Below are 20,735 nucleotides of genomic sequence, written 5' to 3'. Positions count from 1 at the left end.
CCCCCATAAACTTCTATTTTGAGTTTACAAAAGCAGCTCTATTTTTCCAGAAATAATCCCACCCTGAAATAACAGTAAAGATTAATGCAATCCATATGAAAATATCAGCAACTGGGATATGGATTAAATTTAAAGGTACATCGTGTAATAAATACGCCGCAATTGCAATAATTTGTGTCCACGTCTTAATTTTCCCTAACTGATTTGCTGCCACTACTTCTCCTGTTCCAGCAAGTACAAGGCGTAAACCAGTTACTGCAAACTCACGGCTGATAATTACAATAACGATCCAAGCAGGTACGTATTGCATCTCAACTAATGTAATAAGCGCTGCTGAAACAAGTAATTTATCAGCTAACGGGTCAAGAAACTTCCCTAAATTCGTTACAAGATTATACTTTCTTGCGTAATGTCCATCAATCCAATCTGTAGCCGAAGCAATAATAAAGATAAGTGCCCCTACTAAATGTTGAATTGGTAAATCAACATCACCAATTGTGTATGAACCCCAATCAAAGGGCGCTAACATAATTACCATAAAAATTGGAATTAAGAAGATTCTAGATATTGTAATTTTATTTGGTAAATTCACAGCTATTCCTCCATCATATCAAAAACATTTGTTCATTGAAAAAAGTCATCGAGGCGATGACTATTATTGTGCAGGTTGCCCTATCCCTTGGTTTTTTATCACCAATCTTTGGTGAAGTTCTTTTTCTGGATCCAATGGATAAGCGACCACTTGGCCATTCAGTTTAACTTCAACATTCGTTGCATTCCCAATATTAAGTCGCACTTCTTTTAATGTTGATACATCACGTTTTTCTATTTGGCCCTCTTGTACTGTAGCGTTTAGAATCACATTTCCCGCATCATCTTTAACATCTACATAACTCGCACCTTTACCCGATATTTCCAGTTCTAATGTTTTATTGTTATGAATTTCCAAAGTAGATACTTTACCAGTTGTACCAACTACTTTTACTTCTTCTTGTCCCGTTGGTTGTGCTGGTTGTTCCTCTTTCTTTGGCTCTTCTTTCTTTGGTTCCTCTTTTTTCGGCTCTTCCGCTTCCGCTTTCACTTCATCTTTCTTCGTATCTAACGGAGAGTTTTCTGCTTTTTTAACTTCAATTTTCTCACTTTGAGCATTCGGAACTTTCTCATCACCTTTTCCAGTTAACGCTTGGAAAACAAACCAAATTACCACTCCAAATGCAATTACTAATAGCGCAACTAAAACTTTCGGCATATGATCTGCAATTGGCCATGATGAAGATTTTTGCATTGTTTCTTGTGTTTTCTGTCCTGTTGATACTTGTGGAACGTCGCGTTTTTCAGATTGTGGTATCGTACTCTGATATTCTACAAGCAGTTCCTCTCCATTTAACCCAACCGCATCTGCGTATTGTTTAATGAATGCACGCGCATAAAAAGCTCCGGGCAATACATCATAATTGCCTTCCTCAATCGCTACTAAATGGCGTTTTTGAATTTTTGTAATCTCATGCAGCTGATCCATAGACAAGCCCTTCGTTCCTCTTGCTTCTTTCAGCTTTTGTCCTAATTCTGTCACTACTAACACCTCAATATTTCTTTAAAAGTCAAACATAGAGAAATTATTTTGCGTACCTTGCTCAATTTCATCTACTAAATTATATTGAATTTCTTCATCATAATCGTTACGCAACTCGATAATATAATCAAAATCATCCAATGTGTATTCTGACTGACTCACAAATACGTCAGGATGTTCCACAACTTTCGTTGCAGGTAATCTCATAATTTCACGAACAAGCTGCCAATGCCTTTCGTTAGCACGCTTTGTTGACACGATTCCATCTAAGATAAAAATATTGTCGTCGCTATACTCATCTTCAATCAATTGACTACGAACAGTTTGCTTAATAAGAGTAGATGATACAAATAACCATCTTTTATTTGCACAAACACTTGCGGCAACAATGGATTCTGTTTTTCCGACACGAGGCATTCCTCGTATCCCGATTAGTTTATGACCTTCTTTTTTCATTATTTCAGCCATAAAGTCTACAAGTAACCCTAATTCATCACGTACAAATCGAAATGTCTTCTTATCATCTGCATCTCGTTGTATGTACCTACCATGTCTAACCGCTAGCTTATCTCTTAACTTTGGCGGACGATATTTCGTTACCGTTATGTTATCCATCGTATTTAAAATTGATTCAAGTCTAGAGATTTGCTCTTGATTATCACACATAAGGAGTAATCCACGTCGTGCATTATCTACACCATTAATTGTGACAATATTAATGCCGAGCATACCGATTAACGAAGAAACGTCACCAAGCAAGCCAGGTCGGTTTTTATGTATTTCATATTCAAAATACCATTCAATCATCCAAGATCACTCCCCTTGCTTACTTTACACCTACGTACTATATTATATGATTTCACCTTAATAGGGAAGCTAAATGTATAATCTATCCCGTTCAATTATTATACAAAAAAAATAGAGAGGAGAATCTCCTCTCTATTTTTTACTTATGCTGTACAAACTTCACCATTAAGTTTGCGATTGTATGTTGCTCTTGTTCATCAGCAACTTTCCAAAGCTCAGACAATAATTTCTCTTGATCGTTGCGCGCTTCTACTTCATTTGCTAAATAATCTCCAACACGAAATGCCATATCTGATACAGCACCACCATCAAGACCTTTTCCTGATGCCTGTTCTAAACGTTCTCCTAAAAAGCTCTTCCATTGATCAAAATTATCTAAAACTGACATGTGTAAGCACCTCACTACTTAGTAATAGAATCATGCTTAATTTGTACAGTTTTTCATTTTTTATGTAAGAAATTTTTAGCAATGCCAACCACCATTTACTCCGATAATTTGTCCAGTTATGTAAGATGCTCCTGGTGATACGAGGAATGACACTGTTTTCGCTACCTCTTCTGGTAATCCCAACCTGCCTAACGGGATCTCTTCAGCAATTTCATTCTTATCCTCTTCTGAAAATACTTGTAACATTTCCGTTTCAATTGCACCTGGCGCCACCGCGTTAACCCTTAATCCACTTAATGAAACTTCTTTCGCTAAAGCTTTCACATATGAATTTTGTGCACCTTTTACCATCGAGTAAAGCACTTCACATGATGCGCCGATTTGGCCCCATATAGAAGAAACAAGTACAATATTACCACTTCTCCGCTGAATCATCGATGGCAGCGCCCTTGATAATAATTTATAGATACTCTTCACTTGAAGTTCTACCATATAATTCAATTCATCGTTCGTTACATCTGTTACGAGTCCAAAGATACTCTTCCCAGCTGCATATACGATAACATCAAGAGGATGTTCAATTTGTTCCCACAACTGCTCTGCCCCATCAGTAGAAGCTAAATTCGCTTGAACAGGAATCACTTCACCCCATTCTTTCTGCAACTCGTTCACTTTCTCTTCACCGTTATTATAATGAACATATACTGTATATCCATCTTGAATTAATTGTTTTGAAATAGCAGAGCCAATCCCTCCGCTTCCTCCAGTTACTAATGCATACTTTTTCATACAATTCCTCTCTTATCTCAACAAAATCTTTCTCCTATAAATAATACCCTCATCTTACAATTTATCAATGATAAGATGAGGGTATTATTATGAAATCTTTTATTTTTTCGGTAAAACTTGACAAACACTCATTTTCTCTTCTGATAATAATAATTTGGCTACTTCTTGTAAATCTTGAACAGTTAAACTTTCTAATACAGTCAATGCCTCAAACAGACTAGATTCATTAAACGCATATCGTGTAAATTGATTTGCAATATATTCCGGCGAATTCAACGAGCGTAAAAAGCCACCTATTTTCTTTTTCTTTACTCGTTCTAATGCCACCTCATCTAATTGATCATAATTTGTATTTAGTAAAATGCTTTTCAAACGCTCTTCCAGCTCATCAGGTTGCTTCGTATCGCCGCCAACCATTGCAAAACCGAAGTTATTCTCTTCCGTATAATCATACGAGAACGAATCATCAATAAGACCTTCATTATATAAAGATTCGTAATGAACGGAGCTTTTCCCAAATAAATAATCTAAAAGTAACGTAAGCGCAATTTCTTGTTTTAAAAGGGCTTTCCCTTTTTCTTTTAAATTTGTCGCTTTAATACCAACTAAACATTTCGGTGTTTGTACAGGCATGGAAATAATTTTCTTCTTTTCATTTACCTCATCTGGTTCTTCTTCAAATGAACGTACAATTTCTGGCTGGTTTTTATAATCTTTTTTCGCTTGATTTTCACGTACTAAATCCATTGTTTTCTCTGGATCAATTGCCCCCACAACGAACAATAACATATTGCTCGGATGATAAAATGTTTCATAACATTCATATAATAAGTCTTTCGTAATTTTACTAATAGACTCGATTGTCCCTGCAATATCAATTTTAATTGGGTGCTTTACAAACAAGCTATCAATTAATCCAAAGTATAAGCGCCAATCTGGATTATCTTGATACATTTGAATTTCTTGCCCAATAATCCCCTTCTCTTTTTCAACTGTTTTTTCAGAGAAGTAAGGCTCTTGTACGAAGTTTAACAATGTATTTAAATTTTGTTCTACATTTGATGTACATGAAAACAGGTATGCTGTTCTTGTGAAAGATGTGAAAGCATTTGCTGATGCTCCTTGTTTACTAAACAATTGGAAAGCATCGTGATCTTCTTTTTCAAATAATTTATGTTCAAGAAAATGAGCAATTCCATCAGGCACACGAACCATTTCTTCTTTACCTAGTGGTACGAATGTATTATCCATAGAACCATATTTTGTCGTAAACGTTGCAAATGTTTTATTAAATCCTTGCTTTGGTAAAATATATACATCTAATCCATTAGGAAGTTTTTCATAATAGAGTGTCTCTTTTAATTGCTCATAAACAATTTTCTCCATTTATTCTCCCTCCGTTCCTTGTAAAAAGTAAATTGTATCTAGTTCAATATTTTTAGCAACTTTCACAATCTCTTCTTTCGTCACACTTTCAATGCCTGTAAGCCATTCTTCAACCGGACGCGTACGATCTGAAATAATACCATGATACAGCATCTCCACAAATCCGCGTGGTGTATCAATCGCCTCTAATATTTGATTTTGAATAACACTTTTCGTTTGATGCATCTCTTCTTCAGAAAAATCACCATTTTGCATCGCTGACATTTGTTCTTTAATAATCTCAACAGCTTTTTCATAATTTTTCGCTTCAATCCCTGACATGACAAACAATAAGCCTTTATGACTTTCAAAGCGGGATGCCGCATAGTACGCTAAACTATTTTTTTCACGAACGTTAACGAATAGCTTCGAATGAGAAAATCCTCCAAACAATCCATTGAACAATTGTAGCGCAAAATAATCTTCGTCTTTATACGTAATAAACGTACGATAACCAATGTGTAATTTACTTTGTTTTAATTCTTGTTTTTCAACAACTTCTTTTTCTTCATTATTTCTCTTATGAAGAAGTACATTTCTTTCTCTCGCAGGACGCGCTGAAATAGAAAAATACTTACTTACAAGATCCACTGCGTTTTCTGAAATATCACCAATAATGTATAGATCCATTTCATCTTCTGCTAACACTTTTTGATAATATTGATACAAACTTTCATTTGTAATAGAAGAAACAATCTCTTTTTTCCCATGTGCACTTAAACGATACGGTTCTACTTTGCACATTTCTTCAATTAAACGCTCGTTTGCATAGCGCATTTTATCATCGTACGTAGCTTCAATTCGTTGCAAGAGCGCTCTCTTTTCACTTTCTACGATAGAAGGTAAAAAACCATTCCCCTCTGTTGCTGGATGTAAAACGATATCCGATAACATAGAAAGCGCTTTTTCAAATAGCGGTGGTGCATCATGTAAATATACTTCATTTGCAATGTCTACATAAATAGAGATAATATGGTCTTCTCCTTTTTTACTTACATCTACTGCCAAAGAAGATCCGTATAATTCTTCTAAATATTGACGAAGACGAATTACAGAAGGAAGCTTTTCTGTCGCACTTTGCAATACGTATGGCAATAGGGCACGCTCTGTCACCGTCTCCTCATTTAAAGGTGCTTTAAAACGAAATACAAAAGTATTTGTTTTATATTTATCAGTCGGAATAATATGTACTCGCAAACCACCTAACTCATGTAACTGTTGTTCCATTAGTTTCATTTATAGCCCTCCTTTACGTATATAGGAATATTCCTCTTCAATATACAGTTTTTAGAAATGAAAAATCAACTTTTCTTCCTCACTATACTTACATGAGGCTCTTTCTAAAAACTTTCATATGTAAGGAACATAGTAAAATTCCGTATTACATATATTCTATGTAAAAAAGCCCGCACTAATGTGCGAGCTTTTTTATACTTATCGTTTTCCTTTTTCATACGGCGTTCCTAACGCTTTCGGAGCTTCAGAACGACCTACAAAACCAACAAGTGCTAATATTGTGAATACATACGGTAATATCGTTAATAAAACACTCGGAATTTGATCTAATACAGGAATTGTTCCACCTGTTACACTTAACGATTGTGCAAAACCAAAGAATAGCGCTGCACCTAATGCACCTAATGGATTCCACTTCCCAAAGATCATGGCAGCTAACGCTAAGAAACCTTGTCCAGTAATAGTTGCCCCTGAGAAGTTATTAGAAATTGACATTGCAAAAATTGCTCCACCAATTCCAGCAAACACACCTGATATACAAACACCAATATAGCGCATTTTATATACGTTAATTCCCATCGTATCAGCTGCCATTGGATGCTCACCAACCGCACGAAGACGAAGACCGAACGGTGTTTTATAAATAACATACCAAACAACGAATGCTAAAATAATAGCAATATACGACGTTATCGGTACGTTAGAGAAGAATATTTTCCCTAAAACCGGAATATCCGAAAGGCCTGGAATATCAATCTTTTCAATACGGTACTGAATAAAGTCAGTCTGTCCTTTATCAAAAATCTTCTTAATTGCAAATACCGTTAATCCAAGAGATAAGAAGTTAATCGCTACACCACTTACAACTTGATCCGCTCGGAATGTAATAGATGCTACCGCATGAAGTAATGCAAATAACCCACTACCGATTGCCGCAAATAATAACGCAATCCACGGAGTCATCGTTCCCCATGTATCACCCATTAATAAGTTTGTAACAACTCCAATAAATGCACCAAATAGCATTAGTCCTTCTAATCCAATATTTACAACACCTGATCGTTCACTAAATACACCACCTAGTGCTGTAAAAATTATAGGTGCTGATGTATATAACGTACCCGTCACAAGAATGGCTAATATATCTAAAAAGCTCATTTATTTCCCCTCCTTGCTCATGCGTGTAAGCGCCCATCTTAACACATAACTACATGCAACAAAGAAGATGATACATGCAATAATCACATTAATAAGCTCTGATGGTACATCTGCCTCAAAGTTCATTTGAGGGGAAGCACTTTTCAAACCACCAAATAATAAAGCTGAAAGGATAATACCAAACGGATTATTCCCCCCAAGTAAGGCTACGGCAATCCCGTCAAATCCTACTCCTGTAAACGAAGACATTGCTGTCATACTTTGGAATGTTCCTAACCCTTCCATCGCACCACCAATCCCTGCAAATGCACCAGCAATTGTCATAGAGAATACTACATTGCGAGAAACTTTCATACCAGCATATTGGGAGGCATGTTGATTAAATCCTACCGACTTTAATTCATACCCTAAAGTTGTTCGATCTAATACGAACCACATTAAAATAGCGATTAAAATTGCTACAACAATTCCCCAGTGAAGGCGCGAACCATCAGTGATGGCAGCAAGCCAGTCTGAAGATAATGACGCACTCGCTTTGATGTCGTACGTTTTATCATTACCCTCGTGCAAGAAACGCTTAATAATGTCATATGTTACGTATAACGCAATATAGTTCATCATAATCGTTACAATAACTTCATTAACTTGAAATTTCCCCTTTAAATATCCAGGGATGAAACCCCAAATTCCACCTACCAATGCTGCAAATAAAATAGATAACGGAATGTGAAGAACAGCTGGTAGCGAAACTGCATAACCGAACCAAACTGCTGCAAGCCAACCAACTAGTAATTGTCCCTCTACCCCAATATTAAATAAACCTGTACGAAATGCAAACGCCACTGATAAGCCGGCAAGAATAAGCGGGATCATTGTACGAAGCGTTTCACCTATTGCACTTGGGCTACCGAACATTCCTGTCCAAAGTGCACTATAACCAACAATTGGATCATAGCCACTAACTAGCATTACAATTGCTCCGACAAGTAAGCCAAAAATAACGGATAGTACTGGGACTAAAATATTTATCGTTCGTTCTGTTAAAAGTTTTTTAGCCATTTGTACCCACCTGCTCCTTCTTTGTTCCTCCAGCCATTAACAATCCAAGCTGTTGTTCATTCGTTTCTTTCGCATCAACAATTGCTACAATTTTCCCTTCATAAATAACAGCAATTCGGTCACTAACATTTAAGATTTCATCTAACTCTAAAGATAAAAGTAATACACCTTTTCCTTTATCCCTTTGCTCTATTAATCTCTTATGAATAAATTCAATTGCTCCTACATCTAAACCACGTGTTGGCTGTGCCGCGATTAATAAATCTGGATCACGGTCTACTTCACGTGCAATAATTGCTTTTTGTTGATTCCCCCCGGATAAAGCGCGCGCTAACGTTTGCTCACTAGGTGTACGTACATCAAACTGTTCAATAAGTGCCTTTGCTTTTTCTGTAATTTTACTAAAATTTAAAATCCCTTTCTTTGAAAACGGATTTTTATAGTACGTTTGCAGAACTATATTATCTCTAACAGAAAAATCAAGAACAAGGCCGTGTTTATGACGATCTTCTGGAATATGACCAATTCCTTCTTCTGTTATCCTTCTAACAGGCCAATTTGTTATTTCTTTTCCTTTAATTGCAATAGAACCTGACTCAACTTTTCGTAAACCAGTAATTGCTTCTATCAATTCACTTTGTCCGTTTCCATCAATCCCTGCAATTCCAACAATTTCCCCCGCACGAACAGTTAAGTCAAGGCCTTTTACAGCAGGTAGTTGACGTGCATCGTGAGCAACAAGATTTGCAATTGAAAGTACCTCTTCTTTTGGCTTCGCGTCTATTTTTTCTGTTTTAAAATTCACTTGACGTCCGACCATTAATTCTGCAAGTTTATTTTCATCCGTATTTGCAACGTCAACCGTTCCAATCCCTTTTCCTTTACGAATAATCGTACAACGATCGCAAACTTCCATAATTTCTTTCAACTTATGTGTAATAAGAACAATAGATTTTCCTTCTTGTACAAGCTTTTTCATAATTTGAATTAGCTCATGAATTTCTTGCGGTGTTAACACAGCTGTCGGTTCATCCAATATTAAAATTTCTGCCCCACGGTAAAGTGTTTTTAAAATCTCAACACGCTGCTGCATACCAACTGAAATATCCTGTATTTTCGCATATGGATCTACAGCTAATCCGTATTGTTCAGACAGTTTTTGAATTTCTTTAGCAGCTTCCTCAACAGCAATTTTCCCGTTTTTCTTCGGTTCATTTCCGAGAATAATATTCTCTGTAACTGTAAAATTATGAACAAGCATAAAGTGCTGATGAACCATTCCAATACCAAGGTCATTTGCCACATTCGGATTGGTAATGTTTACAGACTTTCCTTTAATTTTAATTTCACCTTGTTCTGGTTGATACAAACCAAATAGTACATTCATCAATGTGGATTTCCCTGCACCATTTTCTCCAAGTAAAGCATGTATTTCTCCTTGCTTTACTTGCAGCGTAATATCATCATTCGCTACAATGCCTGGGAATACTTTCGTAATGTTATTCATCTCAATTACGTATTCCATTTTGTTCCTCCTTTTAACAGGGAACATTCCCCTATTACACTATTAACTTATTAAGCAATTTGGAAGTTTTATACATACAAAGGTTAGTTCTATGAACTAACCTTTGCTATTTCTCTATTTATTTTTTTAGAGAAGCTTCATATTCTTTATACTCTTTATCTGTAGCTGGTACTTTAATTTCACCATCTGTAATTTTCTTTTCAAACTCTTCTACTTTTGTTAAAATTTCAGGGTTAACTTTTTTCACGTTGTCAGTTGTTTTTGCAATACCAACACCGTCATCTTTTAAGCCAAACGCTTCTATTTTACCGCCTTTTAATTTACCATCTTTCGCTTCTTGTGCTACTTTTTCAACAGCGATATCTACACGTTTTACCATTGAAGTTAATGTTACGTTTTCAGGCATACCTTCTTGGTTTTGGTCACGGTCCACACCGATTACCCAAACATTTTCACCTTTTTTCTTACGGTTTTTCGCTTCAGTGAACACGCCGTTACCAGTACCACCAGCAGCATGATAAATTACATCTACACCTTGTCCATACATTGCTGATGCAAGAACTGTACCTTTTTCAGGTTTATCAAATGCTTCCGCATATTCAGATACGATTTCAATATTTGGATTTACTGCCTTTGCACCCGCTTTAAATCCATTTTCAAATTTACTAATTAAATCACTCTTCATTCCACCAACAAATCCTACTTTATTAGATTTTGTTGACATAGCCGCTACCGCACCTACAAGGAATGAACCTTCATGATCTTTAAATGTGATGCTTGTTACGTTCGGTGCATCTACAACAGTATCCACAATTGCGAATTGTTGTTTTGGAGCTTCTTTTGCTACTTCTTTAATTGCACCTTCTAATTTATAACCGATTCCGAAAGATAAATCATACTTATCTTTTGAAAATTTCTTTAAGTTTGGAATATAATCTGCTTCTTTTTCAGACTGTAGGTAACGATAATTTGTCTTTTCCTTTAATCCATTATCTTTACCAAACTTTTTCAAACCTTCCCAAGAAGATTGGTTGAATGATTTATCATCAACACCCCCAACATCCGTTACCATACCAACTTTGAATTCTTTATCTTCTTTCTTGTCACTGCTCGCCTTATCCGAGTTACCACATGCACCTAAAATCGCGCTTGCTGCTAATGTTAATGATAATAAAAGACCTGTTTTTTTCTTCATACTAGAAACCCCTCCTAAAATTATATATATCTCTTTATTCTTACGCTGCTGTCCCTAACTTCTTGCTGTCACCTCCCTAAAATGGAACTTACTTACATACGTTTTCTTAATACGTGGAAGCTAAACTTATCAGCTCTAAAGTAATTGATAGAATATAAGATTGGCTCATCATTTTGATCATAGTGCATTTGTTTTAAAACTAGCAGTGCCGTTTCCGGTTCACATTCTAAAATCGGTGAGATTTTCGGATGATAGCCAATCGGCTCAATGTGAGCAACTGCGTATGTGATACGTTTGTGCGTATTGTTATGTATCACTGTAAGCAATGATTCTTCGTTGTATCCCGATAAATCTGGCAAGATTTCTTTTGCAAGTTTATCGATACAATATACAACAGGTTCCCCATCTGCTGTACGCACACGCTCAATCATTACGGCATTAAAACCGTCTTCACTATTAAACTTCTCTTTTTCTTCTTCTGTTAAACTTGTTGTAGATGATGATAAAAAGATAGTTCCTGGTGTTTTCCCCACACTAGAAATCATATCTGTAATACTAGAAAGTTGTTCAATCCCAGAAGAAAATAACGGCTTTGCATTTACAAATGTTCCTACACCATGTCTACGAATGACAACATTTTCTTCTTCTAAAATACGCAGCGCTTCCCTTAAAGTCGCCCTACTTACACCAAGTTCTTTCGCTAAATCAAACTCTGATGGTAACTTCTGTCTTTCTTTGTAAGCTCCATCTTTAATTTTTTCTTTGATGTGATCAATCACCCGTAAATATAGGTGACGACTATCGGATTTTACTGACATAAGACTCCCCCGCATTTCAATTATTCGACCTCTGATGTAAGACTTCTTTTCTCTTTTTTCAACTTACAACATAATAAAAATTGCTAAATACTAAAAATAAACTTAATTGTCGAATAAATATTAATAATTTTTCAAGATGAAATTTTCACTCTTTACTGCATAAAAAAAACTTCGCACCATAAACATTCCTCATTTCGAGAAAAAGTTCGGCACAAAGATCTCTTACATCCTTTGTTACACACTTTTCCCCTCATAGTCCAGCAATTCATGGTTGCCGGGTAGAAACTTATGGACCTTATCTCCAAGATTATATGAGGCAGTGATTCTTTTCGAAGTAATCTTACCACTTGCTCCCATACGTGTCAACAAAATTTAACATTTTTCTACATTAAATATCGAACATTCATTAAAAACATAATAAAAGTATTCGTATTCTAAAGAATCGCTTTAGATGTAAGCCCTTTCTTTATTGCTGAATATAGTATATAACAAAACTAGCATATAAAAAAGCCTAATTGTAAAAACAATTAGGCTTTTTTTATGAACTTTTTTCTTGTACATCATTAATGAGCACTTCTCGTGGTTTACTACCTTCATACGGACCTACTACACCATTCATTTCCATTGCATCAATTAAACGGGCAGCTCGCGTATAACCTACTCTAAACCTACGTTGCAACATAGAAACAGATGCTGTTTGCATTTCCACTACAAGCTGAACTGCTTCATCATATAATTCATCTTCTACTTCCTGCTTCGTATCAGGAACATCTTGCGGAATCATATCTTCTTGATATTGCGCTTTTTGCTGACCAATAACATACTCTACAACTCTCTCAACTTCATCATCGGATAAAAATGCACCTTGTACACGTACAGGCTTCGATGCACCAATTGGTATAAACAGCATATCTCCACGACCTAGCAGTTTCTCTGCACCACCACCATCAAGAATTGTACGAGAGTCCGTTTGAGAAGATACCGCGAATGCAATACGTGATGGAATATTCGCTTTAATAACTCCCGTAATAACATCAACCGATGGACGCTGCGTCGCAATAATTAAATGAATACCAGCCGCACGAGCCATTTGTGCTAAACGCATAATCGCATCCTCTACATCTGATGAAGCAACCATCATTAAATCGGCTAACTCGTCCACTATTACTACAATATAAGGTAATTCCGGTTGTTTCGCTTCTGATTGACTATTATGTTCTTTAATATGATCATTATATCCTTCAATGTTACGCGTGCCACTATGAGCAAATAATTCATAACGTCGTTCCATTTCACTCACGACTTTTTTCAAAGCTTGTGATGCTTTTTTCGGATCAGTTACAACTGGTGTTAATAAATGCGGAACACCGTTATATACATTTAACTCTACCATTTTCGGATCAATCATCATTAATTTTACTTCATGTGGTTTTGCACGCATTAAAATACTAACAATAATACCATTAATACATACACTTTTCCCGCTACCTGTCGCACCAGCTACTAGTAAATGGGGCATTTTATTTAAACGGGCTAATACAGCTTCACCTGTAATATCTCGTCCAAGACCAATTAACAACTTCTCTTCCGGATGATTATTAGCCTTAGAATCAAGAACTTCTCTAAGCGTTACCATAGATACTTCTGAGTTCGGAACTTCAATCCCTACAGCTGATTTCCCGGGAATAGGTGCTTCAATACGAATGTCTTTCGCAGCTAAAGCAAGTGCTAAATCATCACTTAAACTAACGATTTTGCTTACCTTTACTCCCATATCAGGATACACTTCATATTTTGTAACTGCAGGACCTCTATGTACTTTTGTTACTTTCGCTTTCACTCCAAAACTTTGGAATGTACGTTCTAATTTACGAGCATTCTCATAAATTTCTGCATTTTCATTTGTAACTTGCTTATTCTTAGGAAATTTCAATATATCAAGTGCAGGAAGCTTGTAATCTTTATTTTCTACATTTGAAAATTGCATTGGCGGGGCACTTATTTCTGCCTCTAAAGATTCTACAATCTTTTCTCCACGCTTTTTCTTAGATTCTTCAACAGGCGGAGCCTCTTCAATAGACGGTGAATTTATTAACTCTGCTTCCTGTTCTTCGCTAATTCGTTTATTCTCTTCTTCATTTACAGGATAATTCTCAGTGAAATTCGAAATAATTGGAGGATCAATTGAGATTTCTTCCATCGGCTCAATAATCTCTTCTTGTTCTGCAGCACGTTTACTCCTTGTGCTTCTCGTTGTTTTTTTCTTTTCTGTTTGTTCAGCCGTCCTTTTGGATCTCCAATCTTTATAATCCCCTTGCATTATTTCAAATTGACTTCTAAGGATTCTTCCTACAGGGGCAAGCACTTCACCAATATGCTTATTTGTTATACAAAGTATGCCGAGAATCACTAAAATAATGCCAATGATATAAGCTCCTACTTCGTCAAATAAGAAGTAACACGTCGCGAACATAAGCGCACCAAACATACCACCGCCTAAATGAACGCTATCCGGCCCCTTTTTCATTTCAAGAAAGAAGTTATCTTTCGTACTCACAATAACAGAAGTATTTTGCACTGCTCCATCTTTCGTAAGAAGGTTAAATAATGTAATATGACTAAACATTAATATCGCCAATACTATTAAATAAAAACCAATTAACCGTTTATTTAAAAGGTTCGGCCATCCACGTTTGATAACAAACGAAACCGATAAAGCTATTACACCTAACACACCAATTATGTACCACTCACCAAAGAAGAAGCGAAAAAATAACACAAACGATTTCCCTACAACACCTAGCTGTAAAATCGTAATGATTGAAAGTGCAAAAAGAGTTAAACCGACGATTTCATAATACAAAGTTGGCTTTATCGTGCGTCTTGCTTTTGCCTTCGTCCCTCTTTGCTTTTGTTTTGCCATTTCTTCACCTCGTGTTCTACATGTAAGTAGGGCTTCCTTAAAAAAGCACTACTTATATGTCTGTTTTCTCTATTTTTTCAGGTCTTATATCTTCTATTTTTACACTTCTTGTAAATTGTTAAATAAACAGAAGAAAGCAGCCCTCTCATGGCTGCTCAACCGTCTTGTTTTTTATATTATACCATAGCTTCTAAACAAAATCCTTCTTTTTGCTAAAAGGTTATTTTCTGGCCAGGCTCAAACTCTAAGTAGTGTAGCGGATCCGTACTTAACACACGTACAATAGAATAACACCCATGTTCTTCTTCAGAAACCATTAATTCAACACCGTTTATATTTACAACTTTTTGGCTTTCACATTGCGAATAATCAGCTGGATATACAAGTTGCTCTGGCATAATTGTGTATAAAATCATTGTAACATTGTCCCTTCTGCACTATTATCCATGCGAGCATCTATTAATTCATTCAGTTTTCGAATCGCATTCCCAATGCCACCGACATCATCTATAAGACCATATTTCACTGCATCGCCACCAATTACATTCGTCCCAATATCTCGCGTCAAATTCCCTTTCGCAAACATAAGTTCTTTAAAACGATCTTCGGTTACTTTCGAATGCTTCGTCACAAATCGAATGACTCTTTCTTGCATTTTATCTAAATACTCAAATGTTTGCGGCACACCTATAACAAGACCTGTTAGACGAATGGGATGAATTGTCATCGTCGCAGTTTCCGCAATAAATGAATAATCCGTAGAGACGGCGATTGGTACACCGATAGAATGCCCTCCGCCCAGAACAAGTGATACCGTTGGCTTTGAAAGCGAAGCTACCATCTCAGAAATTGCTAACCCTGCTTCAACGTCACCTCCGACCGTGTTTAATATTAAAAGCAAACCTTCAATTTTCGGATTTTGTTCTATCGCAACAATTTGCGGAATAATATGCTCATATTTTGTTGTTTTATTTTGCGGCGGCAACTGAACATGACCTTCCACCTGCCCGATGATTGTTAAACAATGAATACTTGATTCATTCATTTGTGGTACATTCGTTTGCCCTAGCTGTTGAATTTTTTCCACTATCGAAGCTTCTTTCCCAGTTTCTTTCGGCTCAGCCTCTTTCCCTTCATTTGTATAACGATCACGTTCTGTCATATCGCATCCCCTTTCACTCGTATATAACTATTATTTCTTAAGTTATAAATTTCATTCGATAGAGTTTAAAAAGAAAAAAAGATCACCCGTAAAGGTGATCTTTTTTATACTTCCATAATAATCGGTAAAATCATAGGTTTTCTCTTTGTCTCTTCGTACAAGAACTGCCCTAATAATTCACGAATATTTTGTTTTAACATAGACCATTCAATTGAATACTCTTTAATCGATTGCTCAACAATCATACGTACAATCTCTGTAGAGCGGTCAATTAACGCTTCTGATTCACGAACATACACAAAACCACGTGAAATGATTTCTGGACCAGAGATAATTTTCTTTTCATCTTTACCAAGTGTTACAACAACTACTAATATTCCATCTTGAGATAACATTTTTCTATCTCGAAGAACGATATTACCAACGTCACCTACACCTAATCCATCAATTAACACATTACCAGCTTGTACTTTGCCAACTAAGTTTGCGTCATCGTCACCAAAAGCAATCACATCACCTTTTTCTACGATAAAGATATTCTCTCTTGCAATACCTACATCTTCAGCTAAATATGCATGTGCTTTTTGCATACGGAACTCACCATGTACGGGTACAAAATATTTCGGTTTCATTAAATTTAACATTAACTTTAATTCTTCTTGGCTACCGTGACCTGAAACGTGAACTTTTCTTTCACCGTAATAAATAACATCAGCTCCAGCTCTAAATAACAAGTCAATAATTTTCGATACAGATATTTCATTACCCGGAATTGGAGAAGCCGCAATAATAACCGTATCGCCTTTACGAATTGAAATTTGTTTATGAGCTTGCTTCGCCATTCTAGAAAGGGCTGCCATCGGTTCACCTTGGCTACCTGTCGTTAAAATAGCTACCTTTTTCTCTGGGAAATTGTCTACTTCTTGTAGTGAAATAACCATACCTTCTGGAACATCTAAATAACCAAGACGTCTTGCGATATCTACCACTTTCACCATACTACGTCCTACAACCGCTACTTTTCGTCCTGTTTCAGCAGCTGCATCAAATACTTGTTGAATACGATGTACATTCGATGCAAATGAAGCAATAATAATACGTCCTTCTGCGCCGTAGAACACTTTAGAAATTTCTACACCAACTTCTTTTTCAGAACCTGTATAGCCTGGACGCTCAGCATTTGTACTATCAGATAATAAGCACAGTACGCCTTCATTTCCGATTTGTGCCATTTTTCCAAGGTCTGCTCCACTATTTCCAATTGGAGTTTGATCGAATTTAAAGTCTCCCGTGTATACGATAGCACCTTTTGATGTATGGAAACAAACACCAACAGAATCTGGAATACTATGTGTCGTTCCAAAGAATGACACCGTTGTAGTATTAAACTCTACTGTTGAATTTGAATCGATTGTTTTTAAGTCTACACGGCCTAACATACCCGCTTCGCCAAGTTTTTCTTGTATAAGTCCTACTGTTAATTTCGTTGCATACACTGGAATTGATAATTTACGAAGTACGTAAACAATTCCACCAATATGATCTTCATGACCGTGAGTAATAAATAAACCTTTTACTCGCTCTTGGTTTTCCACTAAATATGTAATATCAGGAATAACGATATCAATTCCAAACATTTCATCTCCTGGGAACATTAATCCTGCATCTACAATAAAGATTTCAGAATCAATTTCAACACAGTACATGTTTTTCCCGATTTCACCTACTCCACCAAGAGCAAATACTTTAACAGACTCATTCTCTTTTCTCTTCATGTTGTTGCCTGGTTTAAAAATCTTTCAAACACTGATTTCACTAAAATTGCAGAGACACCAGGGGAAACTCTACAACCACCATATATTCACCGTCCAAGACGAATGTCCTTACCGTTATGCGATATCATGTCCTTGTTTATTTTTTAAACCAGGTTTCACCTCTCTTTCATTATATAAATCAAATATCTTATTCGATATGATATGAAAATGTAATCAAATTATAATTTTTACCAATTTTGCTAAGCATACCCGTACTAAGCTACTTAGCCATATTATACCTGATACAAGAAATAGAACACAAGTTAAATCGTGCGAAAGAGAAAGTAAAAGAACGGAATTACAACAAAAGTATCGAACGTATTTCCTTTATATTTACTCCGATTTTATACTCCATATTATTTTGAAGAAATAGCCATAAATACGCTAAATTTATTTCATTATATGGATTTTCAAGACTTATTTTTCTAGAATCGAACAAAAACACTTATAAAATGAAGCTTTTTTATGAATCACGTCACATTTGAGACAATTCCTCTGAAAAACAGAATCGATAGTTTATTACGTTTATACAAATGTTTATTCTATAATAACTGTGTTTTTTTGATTCATTTAAAGGGGTACAATTATTTTCTTGTACATGTTGCAATACATAATGAAAAAACGATCAAACACATGGAGTAATATGGTAGGTAAAAAAGAGCGGCAAAGATTTTCATACCATAAAAAAATGACCTAGTTCTACACTAGGTCATTTTTTATTAACGAGGGATAGATTGCATAACAGATTGTAACGTTACTCTTTCTTCTTCTGTTAATGGAAGAAGTGGTAAACGTACAGAACCTACATCTAACCCAACCATTTGTAACGCTGTTTTTACTGGCGTTGGGCTTGGCGCCATAAATAATGAATCCGTTACTCTTACAAGTAATTGATGTAATTTTTGCGCCTTTTTAAATTCTCCTGCTTGGAATGCTGCAATCATTTCTTGCATTTCATTTCCAATCACATGAGATGCTACAGAAACGATACCTTTCGCTCCAACTGCCATAGCTGGTAACGTTAAACCATCATCACCGCTGTATACTGCAAAGTCGTCCGCTGTTTTTTCAATGATTTCTGTCATTGTTAACACATCGCCGCCTGCATCTTTAATCGCAACAATGTTTTCTATTTCTGATAAACGAACAACTGTATCAACGGAGATTTGTACAATAGATCGTCCTGGAACGTTATATAGCATAACCGGAAGCGGCGTACTTTCAGCAATTGCTTTAAAGTGCTGATACATTCCTTCTTGACTCGGTTTGTTATAATACGGTGCTACTAGCATTACTGCATCAACACCAACCTCTGTTGCCTTTTTAGTTAAGTCAATAGAAGCATGCGTATTATTACTACCTGTTCCAGCGATTACGGGCACCCTTTTATCGACAACAGATACGACATGGCGATATAACGCTACTTTTTCTTCTGAAGTTAATGTAGGAGATTCTCCTGTCGTTCCTCCTACCACGATTGCTGTTGTACCGTTATCTATTAAATAATTTACCAATTTCGTTGTCTTCGCAAAATCGATATTTCCGTTTTTATCAAACGGAGTTACCATCGCGGTTGCAATTGTCCCAAAATCTATCATGGTCTCACTCCTTATTGTTCCAGTTGCTTTTCTTTTGAAAGCTCAAACGCACTATGTAATGCATTTACAGCCTCCACTAAATCAGTTTCTTTTACAAGAACCCAAATTGTCGTATGGCTATCTGCCGATTGCAGAATTTGAATACCTTTTTCCGCTAAAGCTGTAACGATTTTCGCAGTAACCCCTGGGTATCCTGCCATTCCAGCTCCTACAATAGATACTTTTGCACAATGCTCTGTCACAATTGGCTCATATCCAAGGTTTTTTAATAATTCAACTGCACGACTTGATACACTATCACTCACCGTATAAGCTACCCCAGTAGGTGAAATGTTAATTAAATCGACACTGATTCCTTCATTCGCCATTTCTTTAAACACATGCTGTTGCAAATCATATGCTGTTTCTTTTGCAAGCACTTTAATTTGCGTCACATTTGATACATGAGCGATACCTGTAACAGGACGTTCTTCTACATCACGGCCTTTTGTCGCACCGTCCGATGCTGAAATCAGCGTACCTTCACTATCAGAATACGTAGAACGTACACGAAGTGGTACTTTGGCATGCATCGCAATTTCAACTGCACGTGGATGAACGACTTTTGCACCTTGATATGCCATGTTACAAATTTCATTGTATGTTACCGTTTGAAGATGACGTGCATCTTTTACAATGCGAGGATCCGCAGTCATAACACCTTCTACATCTGTAAAGATATCAATAAATTCAGCATGAAGCGCAACACCTAATGCAGAAGCTGAAGTATCGCTACCTCCGCGTCCAAGTGTTGTCGTATCACCTTTTTTCGTTTGTCCTTGGAATCCTGTAACGACGATTACATCTAGATTTTCTAGCTCTTCATGTATACGATCGCAGTTCATTTCAATAATCTTAGCATTTGTAAAATCATCATTTGTTACAAAACCAGCTTGTGCACCATTTAATGCCGCTGCTTTTATACCGTTCTCATTTAACATGTTAGAGAAGACGATTGCTGAGATTAATTCTCCGCATGATAATAATAAATCTTGCTCACGATTAGAAATGCGAGATCCCTCTTGATTTACAAGACTTAACAAAGTATCAGTTGCATATGGTTCACCTTTACGGCCCATAGCAGATACGACAGTAACTACTTTATAACCCGCATCTAGCGATTTTTTTATATGATGAAGCGCATGCTTACGTCCATTTTCATCACGTACGGATGTGCCACCAAATTTTTGAACAATAATTTTCATATTTTGCACCTTCTCTTAGCC

General features: G+C 36.3%; 18 protein-coding genes and 1 riboswitch. All 18 genes read right to left on the bottom strand.

Annotation, left to right across the window (positions count from 1 at the left end):
- Positions 1–13: 13 nt before the first annotated feature.
- Positions 14–592, bottom strand: a complete 579-nt coding sequence (pgsA, locus tag DM800_RS15745) for a CDP-diacylglycerol--glycerol-3-phosphate 3-phosphatidyltransferase (RefSeq protein WP_046956497.1) — start codon at positions 590–592, stop codon at positions 14–16.
- Positions 593–655: 63 nt separating this feature from the next.
- Positions 656–1,573, bottom strand: a complete 918-nt coding sequence (locus tag DM800_RS15740) for a helix-turn-helix domain-containing protein (protein ID WP_147787171.1) — start codon at positions 1,571–1,573, stop codon at positions 656–658.
- Positions 1,574–1,594: 21 nt separating this feature from the next.
- Positions 1,595–2,380 (bottom strand): DUF3388 domain-containing protein, encoded by a 786-nt coding sequence (locus tag DM800_RS15735; RefSeq protein WP_000574107.1) that lies wholly within the window; start codon positions 2,378–2,380, stop codon positions 1,595–1,597.
- Positions 2,381–2,519: 139 nt separating this feature from the next.
- Complete coding sequence (locus DM800_RS15730) at positions 2,520–2,768, bottom strand: DUF3243 domain-containing protein (RefSeq protein ID WP_000114455.1); 249 nt, start codon at positions 2,766–2,768, stop codon at positions 2,520–2,522.
- A gap of 75 nt (positions 2,769–2,843) precedes the next feature.
- Positions 2,844–3,557 (bottom strand): elongation factor P 5-aminopentanone reductase, encoded by a 714-nt coding sequence (gene ymfI / locus DM800_RS15725; RefSeq protein WP_000759593.1) that lies wholly within the window; start codon positions 3,555–3,557, stop codon positions 2,844–2,846.
- Between the two features lie 99 nt (positions 3,558–3,656).
- Complete coding sequence (gene yfmH, locus DM800_RS15720) at positions 3,657–4,943, bottom strand: EF-P 5-aminopentanol modification-associated protein YfmH (protein WP_048545969.1); 1,287 nt, start codon at positions 4,941–4,943, stop codon at positions 3,657–3,659.
- Positions 4,944–6,218, bottom strand: coding sequence for an EF-P 5-aminopentanol modification-associated protein YfmF (yfmF, locus tag DM800_RS15715; protein WP_147787170.1), 1,275 nt, complete (start codon positions 6,216–6,218; stop codon positions 4,944–4,946).
- 198 nt (positions 6,219–6,416) lie between these two features.
- A complete protein-coding gene (locus DM800_RS15710) occupies positions 6,417–7,376 on the bottom strand; it encodes an ABC transporter permease (protein ID WP_000008857.1) in 960 nt (319 codons plus the stop codon).
- Positions 7,377–8,435: an ABC transporter permease gene (locus tag DM800_RS15705; protein WP_087985041.1), complete on the bottom strand. Its 1,059-nt coding sequence runs from the start codon at positions 8,433–8,435 to the stop codon at positions 7,377–7,379.
- Entirely contained in the window at positions 8,428–9,960 is a 1,533-nt protein-coding gene (locus DM800_RS15700) for an ABC transporter ATP-binding protein (protein ID WP_147787169.1), read from the bottom strand. Before DM800_RS15700 ends, DM800_RS15705 begins: the two co-directional genes overlap by 8 nt.
- 118 nt (positions 9,961–10,078) lie before the next feature.
- Positions 10,079–11,155: a BMP family lipoprotein gene (locus tag DM800_RS15695; protein WP_088610159.1), complete on the bottom strand. Its 1,077-nt coding sequence runs from the start codon at positions 11,153–11,155 to the stop codon at positions 10,079–10,081.
- A 92-nt stretch (positions 11,156–11,247) separates the two neighbouring features.
- Positions 11,248–11,973 (bottom strand): GntR family transcriptional regulator, encoded by a 726-nt coding sequence (locus DM800_RS15690; protein WP_000114176.1) that lies wholly within the window; start codon positions 11,971–11,973, stop codon positions 11,248–11,250.
- Between the two features lie 233 nt (positions 11,974–12,206).
- A riboswitch (purine riboswitch) is annotated at positions 12,207–12,308 on the bottom strand.
- Positions 12,309–12,511: 203 nt separating this feature from the next.
- The gene (locus tag DM800_RS15680) at positions 12,512–14,896 is read right to left on the bottom strand and encodes a DNA translocase FtsK (RefSeq protein WP_147787168.1); all 2,385 of its coding nucleotides are present in this window, start codon (positions 14,894–14,896) and stop codon (positions 12,512–12,514) included.
- A 212-nt stretch (positions 14,897–15,108) separates the two neighbouring features.
- On the bottom strand, positions 15,109–15,312 hold the full coding sequence (locus tag DM800_RS15675; RefSeq protein WP_000605020.1) for a YlzJ-like family protein: 204 nt from the start codon (positions 15,310–15,312) through the stop codon (positions 15,109–15,111).
- Positions 15,309–16,058, bottom strand: a complete 750-nt coding sequence (gene tepA / locus DM800_RS15670; RefSeq protein ID WP_000139829.1) for a translocation-enhancing protein TepA — start codon at positions 16,056–16,058, stop codon at positions 15,309–15,311. Before tepA ends, DM800_RS15675 begins: the two co-directional genes overlap by 4 nt.
- 104 nt (positions 16,059–16,162) lie before the next feature.
- Entirely contained in the window at positions 16,163–17,833 is a 1,671-nt protein-coding gene (locus tag DM800_RS15665) for a ribonuclease J (RefSeq protein ID WP_147787167.1), read from the bottom strand.
- 758 nt (positions 17,834–18,591) lie between these two features.
- Positions 18,592–19,470: a 4-hydroxy-tetrahydrodipicolinate synthase gene (dapA, locus tag DM800_RS15660; protein WP_000564777.1), complete on the bottom strand. Its 879-nt coding sequence runs from the start codon at positions 19,468–19,470 to the stop codon at positions 18,592–18,594.
- Between the two features lie 11 nt (positions 19,471–19,481).
- Entirely contained in the window at positions 19,482–20,714 is a 1,233-nt protein-coding gene (dapG, locus tag DM800_RS15655; protein WP_147787166.1) for an aspartate kinase, read from the bottom strand.
- Positions 20,715–20,735: the final 21 nt, after the last annotated feature.

This window comes from Bacillus sp. AY18-3, assembly GCF_008042305.1.
Lineage (GTDB): Bacteria > Bacillota > Bacilli > Bacillales > Bacillaceae_G > Bacillus_A > Bacillus_A wiedmannii.
The sequence above is the reverse complement of the archived record's forward strand: the minus strand, read 5'-3'. Positions and strand labels throughout refer to the sequence as shown.

Bases quoted from the DNA above. Each gene is read 5' to 3' on its own strand.
- dapA (WP_000564777.1), bottom strand. From the start codon at position 19,470: ATGATAGATTTTGGGACAATTGCAACCGCGATGGTAACTCCGTTTGAT.
- ymfI (WP_000759593.1), bottom strand. From the start codon at position 3,557: ATGAAAAAGTATGCATTAGTAACTGGAGGAAGCGGAGGGATTGGCTCT.
- tepA (WP_000139829.1), bottom strand. From the start codon at position 16,058: ATGACAGAACGTGATCGTTATACAAATGAAGGGAAAGAGGCTGAGCCG.
- DM800_RS15690 (WP_000114176.1), bottom strand. From the start codon at position 11,973: ATGTCAGTAAAATCCGATAGTCGTCACCTATATTTACGGGTGATTGAT.
- yfmH (WP_048545969.1), bottom strand. From the start codon at position 4,943: ATGGAGAAAATTGTTTATGAGCAATTAAAAGAGACACTCTATTATGAA.
- yfmF (WP_147787170.1), bottom strand. From the start codon at position 6,218: ATGAAACTAATGGAACAACAGTTACATGAGTTAGGTGGTTTGCGAGTA.
- DM800_RS15700 (WP_147787169.1), bottom strand. From the start codon at position 9,960: ATGGAATACGTAATTGAGATGAATAACATTACGAAAGTATTCCCAGGC.
- DM800_RS15710 (WP_000008857.1), bottom strand. From the start codon at position 7,376: ATGAGCTTTTTAGATATATTAGCCATTCTTGTGACGGGTACGTTATAT.
- DM800_RS15735 (WP_000574107.1), bottom strand. From the start codon at position 2,380: ATGATTGAATGGTATTTTGAATATGAAATACATAAAAACCGACCTGGC.
- DM800_RS15680 (WP_147787168.1), bottom strand. From the start codon at position 14,896: ATGGCAAAACAAAAGCAAAGAGGGACGAAGGCAAAAGCAAGACGCACG.
- DM800_RS15675 (WP_000605020.1), bottom strand. From the start codon at position 15,312: ATGATTTTATACACAATTATGCCAGAGCAACTTGTATATCCAGCTGAT.
- DM800_RS15730 (WP_000114455.1), bottom strand. From the start codon at position 2,768: ATGTCAGTTTTAGATAATTTTGATCAATGGAAGAGCTTTTTAGGAGAA.
- DM800_RS15695 (WP_088610159.1), bottom strand. From the start codon at position 11,155: ATGAAGAAAAAAACAGGTCTTTTATTATCATTAACATTAGCAGCAAGC.
- DM800_RS15665 (WP_147787167.1), bottom strand. From the start codon at position 17,833: ATGAAGAGAAAAGAGAATGAGTCTGTTAAAGTATTTGCTCTTGGTGGA.
- DM800_RS15705 (WP_087985041.1), bottom strand. From the start codon at position 8,435: ATGGCTAAAAAACTTTTAACAGAACGAACGATAAATATTTTAGTCCCA.
- dapG (WP_147787166.1), bottom strand. From the start codon at position 20,714: ATGAAAATTATTGTTCAAAAATTTGGTGGCACATCCGTACGTGATGAA.